The organism is Marinilactibacillus kalidii (assembly GCF_017599325.1).
Lineage (GTDB): Bacteria > Bacillota > Bacilli > Lactobacillales > Carnobacteriaceae_A > Marinilactibacillus > Marinilactibacillus kalidii.
On record NZ_JAGFVM010000035.1, the window covers coordinates 20,509 to 33,772 of the forward strand.

General features: G+C 37.6%; 14 protein-coding genes. 7 read left to right on the forward strand and 7 right to left on the reverse strand.

Annotated features, from left to right (window positions below):
* Nucleotides 1-16: 16 nt before the first annotated feature.
* Together uvrC and J5J05_RS08755 are read left to right on the forward strand one after the other, a co-directional pair.
* Complete coding sequence (uvrC, locus tag J5J05_RS08750; RefSeq protein WP_208560305.1) at nt 17-1,801, forward strand: excinuclease ABC subunit UvrC; 1,785 nt, start codon at nt 17-19, stop codon at nt 1,799-1,801.
* A gap of 16 nt (nt 1,802-1,817) precedes the next feature.
* Nucleotides 1,818-2,378 (forward strand): GNAT family N-acetyltransferase, encoded by a 561-nt coding sequence (locus J5J05_RS08755; RefSeq protein ID WP_208560306.1) that lies wholly within the window; start codon nt 1,818-1,820, stop codon nt 2,376-2,378.
* Nucleotides 2,379-2,426: 48 nt separating this feature from the next.
* Here the strand turns inward: J5J05_RS08755 and J5J05_RS08760 are convergent, their stop codons facing one another.
* Complete coding sequence (locus tag J5J05_RS08760; RefSeq protein WP_208560307.1) at nt 2,427-2,987, reverse strand: chromate transporter; 561 nt, start codon at nt 2,985-2,987, stop codon at nt 2,427-2,429.
* Entirely contained in the window at nt 2,984-3,559 is a 576-nt protein-coding gene (locus J5J05_RS08765) for a chromate transporter (protein WP_208560308.1), read from the reverse strand. The genes J5J05_RS08760 and J5J05_RS08765 overlap by 4 nt, the downstream gene beginning before the upstream one ends.
* A gap of 182 nt (nt 3,560-3,741) precedes the next feature.
* On the opposite strand from J5J05_RS08765, the gene J5J05_RS08770 reads away from it, so the two are divergent.
* Nucleotides 3,742-4,515 (forward strand): MurR/RpiR family transcriptional regulator, encoded by a 774-nt coding sequence (locus tag J5J05_RS08770; protein ID WP_208560309.1) that lies wholly within the window; start codon nt 3,742-3,744, stop codon nt 4,513-4,515.
* A gap of 67 nt (nt 4,516-4,582) precedes the next feature.
* On the opposite strand, the gene J5J05_RS08775 is transcribed toward J5J05_RS08770, so the two are convergent.
* The 5 genes from J5J05_RS08775 to J5J05_RS08795 form a co-directional block, all read right to left on the reverse strand.
* Entirely contained in the window at nt 4,583-4,912 is a 330-nt protein-coding gene (locus J5J05_RS08775; protein ID WP_208560310.1) for an iron-sulfur cluster biosynthesis family protein, read from the reverse strand.
* A 70-nt stretch (nt 4,913-4,982) separates the two neighbouring features.
* Nucleotides 4,983-5,543, reverse strand: coding sequence for an LURP-one-related/scramblase family protein (locus tag J5J05_RS08780; RefSeq protein WP_208560311.1), 561 nt, complete (start codon nt 5,541-5,543; stop codon nt 4,983-4,985).
* Nucleotides 5,544-5,706: 163 nt separating this feature from the next.
* Complete coding sequence (locus J5J05_RS08785) at nt 5,707-5,874, reverse strand: YvrJ family protein (protein WP_341868515.1); 168 nt, start codon at nt 5,872-5,874, stop codon at nt 5,707-5,709.
* Nucleotides 5,875-6,036: 162 nt separating this feature from the next.
* Complete coding sequence (gene thiD / locus J5J05_RS08790; RefSeq protein WP_425270355.1) at nt 6,037-6,861, reverse strand: bifunctional hydroxymethylpyrimidine kinase/phosphomethylpyrimidine kinase; 825 nt, start codon at nt 6,859-6,861, stop codon at nt 6,037-6,039.
* A 155-nt stretch (nt 6,862-7,016) separates the two neighbouring features.
* Nucleotides 7,017-7,901: a Cof-type HAD-IIB family hydrolase gene (locus tag J5J05_RS08795; protein ID WP_208560313.1), complete on the reverse strand. Its 885-nt coding sequence runs from the start codon at nt 7,899-7,901 to the stop codon at nt 7,017-7,019.
* A gap of 152 nt (nt 7,902-8,053) precedes the next feature.
* Between J5J05_RS08795 and J5J05_RS08800 the strand changes: the two genes are divergently transcribed.
* The 4 genes from J5J05_RS08800 (at nt 8,054) to J5J05_RS08815 (ending at nt 13,161) form a co-directional block, all read left to right on the forward strand.
* The gene (locus tag J5J05_RS08800; protein ID WP_208560314.1) at nt 8,054-8,743 is read left to right on the forward strand and encodes a uracil-DNA glycosylase; all 690 of its coding nucleotides are present in this window, start codon (nt 8,054-8,056) and stop codon (nt 8,741-8,743) included.
* Nucleotides 8,744-8,817: 74 nt separating this feature from the next.
* On the forward strand, nt 8,818-9,798 hold the full coding sequence (gene pta, locus J5J05_RS08805; protein ID WP_208560315.1) for a phosphate acetyltransferase: 981 nt from the start codon (nt 8,818-8,820) through the stop codon (nt 9,796-9,798).
* A gap of 433 nt (nt 9,799-10,231) precedes the next feature.
* Nucleotides 10,232-11,455 carry a dicarboxylate/amino acid:cation symporter gene (locus J5J05_RS08810; protein ID WP_341868516.1) on the forward strand — a complete coding sequence of 408 codons (1,224 nt, stop codon included), beginning with the start codon at nt 10,232-10,234 and terminating at the stop codon, nt 11,453-11,455.
* Between the two features lie 167 nt (nt 11,456-11,622).
* On the forward strand, nt 11,623-13,161 hold the full coding sequence (locus J5J05_RS08815) for an IS1182 family transposase (RefSeq protein ID WP_208559852.1): 1,539 nt from the start codon (nt 11,623-11,625) through the stop codon (nt 13,159-13,161).
* The last annotated feature ends 103 nt before the right edge of the window (nt 13,162-13,264 follow it).

Sequence of the window (13,264 nt, forward strand, 5' to 3'; positions counted from 1 at the left end):
AAAAGGAGGTGTTTCTTTGTCCGTTGAACTAATTGACAACAAATTGAGCTTACTGCCGGATCTACCAGGCTGTTATATCATGAAAGATAAAAATGATCAGATCATTTATATCGGTAAAGCGAAAAACCTTAAAAATAGAGTACGTTCCTATTTTAGAGGTTCTCATGAAGGGAAAACTGAACGCCTGGTAAGAGATATTGAAGATTTTGAAACGATTATTACGGGTTCCGACAAAGAGGCGCTTTTATTAGAAGTCACGCTGATACAAAAACATCAGCCTAAATATAATATCCGCCTTAAGAGAGGGACAAGTTATCCTTATCTTAAGATTACAAACGAAAAAGATCCTAAATTAATCATTACATCTGAGGTCGTAAAAGATGGTGCCCACTACTTTGGACCATATCCAGACGTCTACGCGGCCTCCGAAACCCAACAACTGATCATGAAAATCTATCCTCTAAGAAAATGTAACGGACATCAGAAACGAGCGTGTCTGTATTATCACATTGGACAATGTATCGGTCCTTGTGATCATGAAATTCCAAAAGAAGAATACGATCAGCAGATTCGTAAGATTCGTTCTTTTTTGAATGGAAATGTGCATGATATCAAACGTGATTTGAAACAGCAAATGGATGAAGCAGCAGAAGATATGAATTACGAGCGGGCAGCTGAATTTAGAGATCAAATCGCTTATATTGAAAAAACGGTTGAAAAACAGTCGATTATTACTAATAGTTTCATGCCTCGAGATTTCTTTAATTACTACATGGATAAAGGCTGGATTTCCATTCAAGTATTCTTTGTCAGACAAGCTACACTCATCAAACGAGATGCGACAATGTTTCCTTGTTATGGACCACCAGAAGAAGAGCTTATGAGCTTTATTTTACAGTATTACGAAAACGAAAATAATATTATGCCAAAAGAAATTTATGTTCCGGAAACAGTCGACAAGGAAATGTTAGGCAGTGCAATAGAAGCGCGGGTGATGAGTCCTAAGCAAGGTCGTAAAAAAGAACTACTCGATTTGACGGGTAAGAACAGTGAATTATCATTAAAAGAGAAGTTTAGACTGATTGAAATGAATCAGCGTAAAACAACTGGTGCAATCCAAGAGTTATCAGAAGCGATGGGCTTGCCTTATATTGAGACCATTGAGTCATTTGACCACTCAAACATTCAAGGTTCAAATCCTGTTTCTGCAATGGTTTCATTTAAAGATGGTAAACCAGATAAAACAAATTACCGTAAATATAAGATTAAAACAGTTATCGGAAGTAACGAGGCTGCAACAACACAAGAAGTGATTAGGAGAAGATATAGCCGCTTGCTCAAAGAAGGTAAACCTTTGCCGGATTTGATTTTGATGGATGGTGGGAAAGTCCAAGTGAATGCAGCGGTAGATGTCTTAATAAATGAATTAGGGCTATCCATTCCTGTGGCGGGAATGGTTAAAGACAACAAACACCGTACAGCTAGTTTGATTTTTGGAGATGTACTTGAAACGGTGGTTCTCAATCCTCGAAGCCAAGCTTTTCATCTTGTACAAAGGATACAAGAAGAAGTCCATCGATTCGCCATCACTTTCCATCGTAATGTCAGAAGTAAAAATAGTTTCACCTCTAGATTGGACGATGTCGAAGGCGTTGGCCCTAAAACACGTACTAAGATACTACGGCACTTCAAATCAATGAAACGATTAAAAGAAGCAGAAATGACAGAAATCACAAAGCTGGGCATTCCAGAAGCCGTGGCTGAGCGAATCAAGGAAACTTTAGCAGATTATCAGTCATAAGAAAGTAGGGAACGAGATGATCAGAGAGGCAAAAGTAGAAGATTCAGAAGCAATCGTCGAGTTGTTTAAAGTCATCTTACTAGATATGGCGTTACCGATCATGAAGCAAGTTTCGTGGGATAAACTCAAAGTTGCGCTTATAGAAGCTACTAAACAAGAGGCTTATCGGCACAGTTTTAAGCATGCTATCGTCAGTGATATAGACGGAGAGATTGCGGGGTTTTGTTTTGGCTATCCAGGTGAAATGAGTGAAGCAAATGATCGCGAACTACAACCTATTCTTGAAAAACATGCATTGCCCCTCTTTCAAACATTTTATCCTCAAGAAACAATGGCTGGAGAATGGTATTTAGATTCATTAGTTGTGCATGAATCCTTTAGAGGGCAAGGGATAGGTAGACAGTTGCTTCAGGCAGCGTATCAAAGTGCAAAACTATCTGGTCAAACTAAAATTGGTTTGAATGTCGATCACGAAAATCCTAGAGCTAAAAAGTTATACGAACAGCAGGGATTCACGAAAATGAAAGAATTGACCATTGCTGGTCATCGCTACGATCATATGCAAAAAAATCTATAAAAAAATAGACAGCTAGCGTTTTTCTACGTTAGCTGTCTATTTTTATGCTCAAACGATACTATAAATGAGAACACCAAGCACGCCGGTAGTCAGCATGACTTGAATTGGACTTAATTTGTATTTAGTGATCAAGAACAAACCAAGTGAGAACAAAGCTACAGAGATCCAGTTAAGGTTGCTGATCTGGATGCCACTACTTTCTCCAAAGAAAGCGGCCAATAGAATCGTTAATCCTGCTGAAGCGATTAAGGCAACGACAGCAGGACGAAGACCCATGATAACACCTTGGACCATCTTGATATTGCGATATTTAAAGTAAATATAAGCGAGTGTCAAAACAATCATAATTGAAGGTAAGGTTACACCAATTGTTGCTACGATCCCTCCAAAGATACCGCCAACTTGGTTACCAACAAAGGTTGCAGCGTTGATGGCGATTGAGCCTGGGGTCATTTCAGAAATCGTTAGTACATCAATAAATTGTTGGGCAGTCATCCACCCTCTATTATCAATAATTTGCTGTTCAATCAGTGGTAAAGCCGCATAGCCACCACCAAAACTAAAAAGACCGATTTGGAAAAAGCTGATAAAAAGTTCAAGATAAATCATGATTGACCACCTTTCTCTTCAGTGCGCAATTGATAAAAGGTCGCTATGCCGCCGATGACGCCACTGAAAAATAATAAGTATAGAATATTTACATTAAATAGAATACCGGCTATCAGTGCAGCTATCATGACCAGTACTGGAATAACTTCTTTTCGGCGAATAATACGCATGCCCATGCTATATACGACATGAACGATTATCGCTGCAACACCAGCTTGCATACCGAGTAATAGATTTGAGACGATAGGATTATCTCGAACAACATTGTAAACGAATGACAACAAAGTAATGATGGTTAGTGGGGCTAGGATTGTACCTAGAACGGTCGTCATTGCCCCCAAGAAACCTGCCATACGGTATCCAATCAATATAGAAGCGTTGACAGCTAAAGAACCTGGTGATGACTGACTGATAGAGATGAGATCTAGCATCTCATCTTCATCGATCCAATTTAATTCTTGAACAAATTTCTTTTCCATAAGTGGCACGATCACGTAGCCACCGCCGAAAGTAAATGAACTAAGGTATAAGGTAGAAGTGAAAAGTTTCCAATATAATGCCGATTTTTTCATAATATCCTCCTGATATAAAATGATTGCTCGATAGGGTAAAGGATGTATAATCCTGTTGAGTGTTTTGAAGTACTTAATATAGTTATACTATAAATTGGAATTAATTTCAATTAAAAATGAAATTCATTCCAAAAGCTATCATTGAATAGATTAAATGGTATAATGAAAAGGAGGTGAACGAGATGAATCCAATAAGCGTCATTGAATCTAACCTAGAGACATTTACAAAAGCAGAAAAGAGAATCGCAGAATTTATATTGAAAGATCCAATAAGAATCGTTCAATATTCTGCGGATGAAATAGCCGAGGCTGCTAGTTCTTCTAAATCAGCCTTCATCCGCTTATGTCAGAAAATCGGGTATCAGGGGTATGCAGAATTCAGATTCTCTTTATCTAAGTACTTAATTGCACACAAAGAGAAAGCCGATGAGCACCAATCAATTAGCCAATCGATTACATCTGCTTACAGTGAATCCATTAAACAAGTGTCGCAAAATCTTACGGATGAAGATATAGAACAGCTGTGTCAAACGATGTTTAATGCCGAGAAAACAAAGATTTTTGGGAATAATCGAACGGGACTTTCTGCACAGCAGTTAAGAATGAGGATGGCAAAGATTGGGATGGACAGCGAGTATGTATCTGACCCTATCTTGATGAATGATATCGTTAACTCATTGACAGAAAAAGACTTGGTTATCGTCTTTTCGATTAGAGGCATGTCCTATTATGAAGATATTGCAAAGCAAGTTCAACAAAATGATACGAGTAGTATATTGATTACGATGACACCAAACAGTCCAATCAATAAATATTTTGATATTGTCATTACCTTGCCACTGATTTCTCGAGCGACAGATCGTTTTTTAGACGATCAAGCAATCTTTTTGGTGTTTATAGAGATTCTATTGGCGGAGTTAGCAGAATTTAATCACTCTGACAGAGGGAAAAAATAAGAAGCATAAAAAAGCTTGGCATGATAGGGTTTAAACCGAATCATACCAAGCTTTTTTGGCTTTAACATTAATTTGTCACTACACGTAAATTATCCACAAGCAATCCTGAACGTCCTTTTAACTGGAATGTGTTCATGTCTTCTAAAAAGTCGATCGTTGGATTTTCGTCAAGAAATTGTTTGTTTTCTGGCTCAATATAAATTGAGCCTAGTGGTGAATCTAGTGCTTCAGCCGTTTCTGGTATAGCTTGCGTGATTTTAATTTGAAAAACGCCTCGGATGCTACAAGCATAAGAACCTTGAAAATCTTCATGATAATGAAGCATCAGTTTACCGGAATGGTTTTCTAATATATTCGTTAACTTTTTCTGTGCAGCTGGTTTGATACTTAATTCCATAGGTAACGTCCTCCTGTAATTTCTTAAACATATTTTCTCACAGATAACAAGCATGTGCAAAATATTGGTCTTATTTGCAAGAATCGAATAGTTGAAACGGATGCATAAAACTTAAGCTGTATTTTTCTTTTTTATATTGTTGCCAAATAGAATCTCTTTGTGAAGAATAGTGGTCAATAATGACCGCAAGTAGACAGCACAAGGGTGCGTACGCGTCTTCCTCAATGGTAAGTGCATAAAAATCTCCTTGATAAGAGTGGTTTTTTTCCATGCGCATAATCACACCGGAAGGTCCTCTAACAACATATTTTTGCTCGATAAAATCGCCAGTAACCATCCAGTTTAGTCGACTAACGATATAATAAGGTTTCTTTAATCCTTGAATCCCAGGGATCTTTTTAACGGAAGCTTTCTTTTCATCATCTATATAAAATTCAAATTTTGGAAATAGTGATAGCAATGTTTGCTTAGCTTCTACGAGTCTATCGCCATTCATTGCATACAAAGATAAGGAATCTCTGGCGCGCCCCCATTTTCCCACGATTAAGTAGGTGTTTTGTCCAGAAGCAGATTTGACGATCATTCGATTTTGCATGGTCATGTAAGCATGATTAATAAACAGACGAACCATTTTTTTCACCTCTGCATTCGTTTTCTCTGTGGACCTTTTGCAATTACTATTATTATACCACCGATACTTCAAAAATCGAATAGGTCACTATTATAGAGAAAGTAGAATAAGTCATGATGCTCTCATAAAAAAAGTCGCAACAACTGGCTGCGACTTTTGATAATTACGTATGCTTTTGTGTCAGTACAGCAGTTAGTTGATTGACAGCCTGTACGACAGCGTTCAACTTTGCCTCCATACGGTGTAAAAGAAAGAGAGAGATAAAAATCGGAAATCCAACATTCTCAATCATCCCAATCACGGTAATGAAGATTTCAGTACCAGGTTCCACACGATCCTTCCTTTCTATTTTGATATCGTCCTTACGACTAATAACGTAATAAAAAGACAAGATGTTACCTTTTGATGACCTTTAAATCAGATAGACTATAAAAAACCGACGAAACACATTTTAGATAAAGTGTGTTTCGTCGGTTTTGGGCATAGCTATCAATTAAATACTTTTTCCTTGTTCTAATCTGTAACCACTATGGAAAACAGATCCAACAAATTGATTATATTCAAAACCATTTTTAATAGCCGCTGTAACAAAATCTTTTGCTTTTATAACAGCTTCTTTTGGCTCTAGTCCTTGTGCAAGACCAGAAGTGATCGCGGCAGCAAAGGTACAACCAGCGCCATGATTGGTCGCTTTTTCGACTTTGTCTGCTTCTAAAACAGTGAAGTCTGAACCATCAAAGTACAAGTCAGTAGCTTTATCACCTTCTAGGGCTTTTCCGCCTTTAATGACTACATATTCTGCCCCTTTTTCATGAATAAGTTTTGCTGCTTCTTTCATGTCATCCAGATTTTTAAGTGTGCCAAGGCCAGAAAGTTGACCAGCCTCGAATAGGTTCGGTGTAACGATGGTAGCTAGGGGTACGAGTAAATCTCTCAAAGCTTCTGCATTCTCAGGATTTAAAACTTCCGTTTCGCCTTTGCAGACCATAACTGGATCTACAACGAGGTTTTTCAATTGTTTTTCTTTAATGGTTTCTGCAATCACTTCAATGACAGGAACATTTGGAAGCATGCCGGTTTTTAGAGCATCGATCGAAGGACCGGCCGTTGCTGTAATCAGTTGTGTTCTGACGATTTCAGCATCAATTGGTGTAACACCATGACTCCAGTTATTTTCTGGATCCATTGTTGCGATAACAGTTAAAGCAGCTATCCCGTATGTGCCAAATTCTGCGAATGTTTTTAAGTCAGCACCGATACCAGCGCCACCGCTAGCATCATTTCCGGCAATTGTTAATGTAATCTTAGGTTGTTGAATCAAAATAATTTCCTCCAATGAACGATTAAGATTAAATCTCTTTATTCTTATCATTCTATCATATGTCACAAAAAAAGAAAGCTACTTGATAGGGAAACAAGGTCTATTTAATATACAAAGACCACAAAGCAAATGACTGCTTTGTGGTCAACTCGTTAATCTTTGTAAATTTTTCCACTTAAAACTCTAGAAATAGCTTCCGCAACACCATTTTGAGAGTTACTAGAAGTGGTATAGCTAGCAGCTTCCTTTGCTTCTGGAACGGCATTGGCCACAGCAGTGCCGTATTTTGCCCACTTCAGCATAGATAGATCATTGATATTATCACCAATGGTCATTACTTCGTCTGCTTTGATCCCTAATTTTTTGGCGTATTGAGCAACAGCAGTACCTTTTTGCGCAGATTCATGATTGATTTCAATATTTTTTTTACTTGAAGCAGTGATAGCCAATTTAGGCACTTCATTCATTAACTGTTCTTTTAAGGGGTCTAATACCGTTGCGCCTTCTTCAGTATGGGCAGAAAGTTTTAAGATGACGATATGGTCGTCTTCTAAGATCGTATCAAAGCTTTCAACAAACTTGACATTGTTTTCTTCCGCGTGACTGATAGCATTTTCCATTGCTTCTTCATAGGAGATGTCAGGATTTAAATCAGCGAGCATTGAGGCAATGGTTGCTAACCTTTTATCGCGGTCGTTGGAATAAATACCATCGTTTGTCATCAACTCTTCATGAAGATCAGGGTATTGGGAAAGAATACTTCTTATCTTTCTGACGGTACTTTTTTCTAAACCTTTATTGTATAAATTGTTTCCTTCCACATCAAAAAGTTGTGCGCCATTGAGTGCGACGATCGGACACTCGATATTGTGCTCTTTCAAAGGATGTTTAGCCATGGGGAAGTCTCTTCCAGTAGCGATAATAAAGTGGATGCCTTGAGACTGTGCTCGTTTAATGGCTTGAGCATTTGAAAGTGAAATATCGATATGGTCATTTAAAAGCGTCCCATCCATATCCGAAGCGATCAGTTTAATCATAATGTAATTCCTCCAATAATAGTTTCATCTTTAAGTCTAACAGATTGCCGTAAAAAATAAACTCTTTTACTGTGTATACTTAGAAAAGATCCGGTAAGGTTTGTTACAATCAATATAGTTGATAAACGTCAGCAAGCAAAGGAGCGATTGAAATGCCTATACCGGTAGAAAATGACTGGAAACCCATATTAGAAAAAGCTGCAGAAAAAGAATCTTATCAAGCATTAAGAACTTTTTTAGTAGATGAATATAACCAACAAACGATTTATCCTAAGAAGGAGCAGATTTGGCAAGCTTTTGAGTGGACACCCTATCACAGTGTCAAAGCAGTAATCTTAGGACAAGATCCCTATCATGGCGAGAACCAAGCGCACGGTTTAGCTTTTTCAGTACAACCGACTGTTAAATTGCCGCCTTCTCTTAGGAATATTTATAAAGAATTGCAGGATGACTTAGGGATTGAACCCGTTACTCATGGCTATCTGGAAAGCTGGGCGAAACAAGGCGTATTATTATTAAATACTGTATTAACAGTGCGAGCAAAAGAAGCACATTCACACAAAAATCAAGGATGGGAAGTGCTGACAGATGAAGTGATTCGTTCATTAAATGACCGTGAAGAACCAATCGTCTTTATTCTGTGGGGTGCACCAGCTCAGAAAAAAAGGAATTTAATTGATGAAACGAGACACCATGTGCTAACTTCAGTGCACCCGAGTCCACTAGCAGCCTATAGAGGTTTCTTTGGTTCAAAACCATTCTCAAAAACGAATGCACTATTAGAGGAAACTGGGCAAAAACCAATTGACTGGGAACTTCCAGCCGACCCTGTGATGGTATAAGACTTTCTCTGTAAAATAGTGAAAAGAAATGGTATGATAGAGAGCGTAAAAAGAAAACTTGGAGGGATTTAGAAGTGGAACTATTTGAAAGTTTGAAACAAAAGATTCAAGGGAAAGAATTGAAGATCGTCTTTCCGGAAGCGAATGACGAGCGTATCTTAGGGGCAGCAGTTCGTTTACAGTCAGAAAAGATTTTGAACCCAGTATTATTAGGAAATAAAGAAGAAGTAGCAAAATCTGCTAAAGATCATGGTTTTGATTTAGGTAGTATCGAAGTCATTGACCCTCAAACTTATGAAAAATATGACGAAATGGTTGCAGCATTCGTTGAACGTCGTAAGGGAAAAGCAACGGAAGAGCAAGCACGTGAACAATTAAGAAACGTGAATTACTTTGGAACAATGCTTGTATACATGGACCTTGCAGATGGTCTTGTAAGTGGTGCGATTCACTCAACAGGTGAAACGGTTCGTCCAGCATTACAAATCATCAAAACGCGTCCTGGTGTAAGTCGTACTTCTGGAGCGTTCATCATGTTACGCGGTAGAGAGCAAGAAAAATACTTGTTCGCAGATTGCGCAATCAACCCCAATCCAGATGAAAAAGTTTTAGCTGAAATTGCAGTAGAGAGTGCACGTACAGCTAAAATGTTCGACATCGAACCTAAAGTAGCGATGTTAAGCTTTTCTTCTAAAGGTTCAGCAAATGCACCAGAAGTTGAAAAAGTACAGAAAGCTACGAAACTTGCACAAGAAATGGCGCCTGAATTTGAAATCGATGGTGAATTACAGTTTGACTCTGCCTTTGTACCTGCAGTAGCACAGCAAAAAGCACCAGGTTCAAATGTAGCTGGAGAAGCAACTGTGTTCGTATTCCCAGAACTACAGTCAGGAAACATTGGTTATAAAATGGCACAACGTTTAGGTGGATTTGAAGCGGTTGGACCAATCTTACAAGGATTGAACAAACCAGTATCCGATTTATCACGTGGTTGTGTCGAAGAAGATGTTTACAAAACAGCGATTATCACTGCCAACCAATCTATCATGGGTTAAGAAATCGACTATCATCAAATAAACAATATAGACTTTCATTGTGTTGCTGGATAACAGTAGCACAATGAAAGTCTTTTTTTATGTAATGCGTTCATAGAAGACTTTTAGTAAATTTGATACGCAGTCAATCTCGCTTACACATCAATTGCTTCCATTTGCGAATAAAGGGGATTCAGAAGGGACTTATGCTTGGATTATGATTGTCGGACCATTTATTGGTGCAACAGTAGGTGCCAGTATGTTCTGGCTGATCTCAATTTAATCTTAAGAATATAAGGTGAGAAGCAGAGTGAACCGTCTTCAAAGCGGGTTACTATTCTTTTTTGTAGGAAATTACTAGTTATAAAGAAAAGTAGTGTTTTTGAATATAATGTGTAATAAAATAGTGAAAATACATTTTATTTTTTAAATTCTAATAAAAGGAGTGAGTGTGATGAAAATGAAAAAAGTGAACTTAGGGCTTGTTCCTAAACTACTTTTAGCAATTCTTTTGGGCGTGATCGTAGGCCAATTATCTTTTATTCCAACAGTATTACTGAGGATTCCAGTAACCTTCTCTAATGTATTCAGTAGTTTGCTATCATTCATTATTCCATTGATGATCATTGGATTTATTGTCAAAGGGATTTCAGATTTAACAGAAGGTGCCGGTAAATTGCTTGGTTTAGCAACCGTTATTTCTTATGGATCGACGATCCTTGGCGGGCTGGTTGCTTATTTTGTCGCTTCAGCGGTTTTTCCCTTGTTTATCCATTCCCAGGGTAGTACAGATGTTCAAGAAGCTGGAGCAGGTCTGACGACCTTATTCGAGATTCCACTTGAACCGATGTTGGATGTTACAGCCGCTATCGCTTTTTCTTTTATTATGGGGATGAGTATTTCATGGCTGAAAGCGCAAGGGAAAGGGGAAACCTTGTATCATGTATTTGATGAATTTAATTTAATTATCGTTAAAGTATTAAATACAGCAATTATTCCCTTATTACCGTTCTTTATTTTCGGGAATTTTGTTAGCTTGAGCTATACAGGAGAAGTTTTCAGTATTCTTTCTGTTTTCTGGCGCGTTTTCTTGATTGTTATCACGCTTCATATTACATTGATTGTCCTTTGGTTTACAGTGGCAGGGATTTATCGTCGGAAAAATCCAATTCAATTACTAAAAAACCAGATACCGGGTTACTTTACAGCGATTGGTACGCAATCTTCAGCAGCTACAATCCCAATCAATATAGAGTGTGCACGTAAAAATGGTGTTTCAAGAAAAATTCGTGAATTTATGATTCCGTTATGTGCAACGATTCATTTGCTGGGAAGTATGGTAACGATTGTTTCTTGTGTATTTGCGGTACTGACACTTTATGATATGCCTGTTAATCTAGGTATGATGTTCAGTTTTATCGCAACATTGGGTATCGCAATGGTTGCAGCGCCAGGGGCACCTGGTGGGGCGATCATGTCTGCTTTACCGTTCTTGACAATCGTTGGGATCGACCCAACAGGTATTTTAGGGAATCTTTTGATCACGTTATATCTGACACAAGATAGTTTCGGAACGGCTGCAAATGTCTCTTGTGACAATGCCATAACATTAGTGGTTGAGAAGCTATACTTCAAGTTTATTGCTAAAGAAGAAGCGGTTGTAGCTGAAGAAGCTTAATAATTCTATCAAATAGGCAGGCTGGGACAAAAGTCCCAGTAAAATAATAAGAACCACTGAAAATCTAATTTAGATTTTCAGCGGTTCTTATTTGTTTATGTAAGCAAAAGGAGCACGGCTTTGATATAATAAAGTCACCACAACAAATCATAGAAAGGGTGCTCCTTATGTATACTCAATATACCATGAACCAAACAACCTTGCCATTAGAAATGAACTGTTACTTACCAGAAAATCATATCGTCTACTCTATTCATCAAGTTGTGGAAGATTTAGATGACTCGCAGTATCGTTTAATTGAAAACGACTTTGGTCGTCCGGCTTATCATCCGAAAGTTCTACTCAAAGCGTTATTATTTGCCTATTCAGAGGGGATTTTTTCTGGTCGAAAAATAGAAAAAATGATGCAAGAAAATCTAGCAATGCAGTGGTTGACTGGACAAACTATGGTCTCTTACCGTACACTCAATCGTTTCAGAGTATCAAAAGTGACTAAAGATATCTTACAAGATCTCTATTGCACGTTTTCTCTTCGTTTAAAAGAAGAACAACTGATTGAAGGAAAAGCATTATTTATAGATGGTACAAAGTTTGAAGCAGACGCCAATAAATATACCTTTGTGTGGAAAAAAGCTACTGAACGGTTTTATCGTCTATTGAAAGAAAAAGAAGTGCACTATTATAAAGAAGAAATCACACCATTAATCGACCAAGCGGTCATAAAAGATCAAGAGCAGGAATTTTCTAAAGAAGAGATTCAGTCATTACATGAACTGCTTCAAGAAGAACTCGAAAAAGTCGAGACAGAAATCATTGACTCAAAAGAACAAGAAGTACTCAGTCAATTGAAGAAAAAGCGTCGCTCTTTGAAAAAACATAGAAATAGATTAAAAAAAGATTTTATACCTAGAGAACAGAAATATGAAGAGCACTACGATACATTTAATGGTCGAAACAGCTTTTCTAAAACAGATAAAGATGCCACTTTCATGCGTATGAAAGACGATCATATGATGAATGGTCAATTGAAGCCAGGCTATAATATCCAAATCGCAACTGAAAATCAGTTTGTTTTGCATACCCAAGTCTACTCTAACCCAACGGATACCAGAACACTCATCCCATTTGTACAGTCTCTTCCAGAGTCCATTCAACCAACGACTTACATTGTCGCAGATGCAGGATATGGTAGCCAAGAAAACTTAGAATATTTAGAGCAGTCCCGGTGGACTGGCTTGGTTAAATACGGCATGTACGAAAAGGAACTGAAAAAGAAATATGTACTTTCGGATAAAAATAGAGATAATTGGATGTACGATGAAGATCAAAACACTTATACACATCCTGATGGGACCATTTATGCGTACAGTCATGTTAGTAGACAAAAAACTGATTCTGGATTCGTAAGATTATCTCATATTTATAAATCGACGGATTCAAATTACAAAAATGGAAGAAAATCATTTTCCATTAACTATGAGTACGAGGAGCAAAAACTCAATATTAGAGAAAAGCTTTCGTCAGAAGAAGGTACTCAATTTTATAGTAAACGTAAAATTGATGTAGAACCAACTTTCGGACAGGTGAAGGCCAATTTGAGGTTCACTCGATTTTCAGTTCGTGGAAAAGCCAATGTAGAGAATGAAACAAATCTGATCTTCATGGCCAATAATCTACGAAAATATAACAAAAGAAAGAAAAAATAAAGATTATAAACAAGAAGAAACCCTGAAAGAATTGTTAAAATACAATTCTTTCAGGGTTCTTTGATATTTGAAGACTGTAAGAGACTTTTGTCTCGGCCTCTTT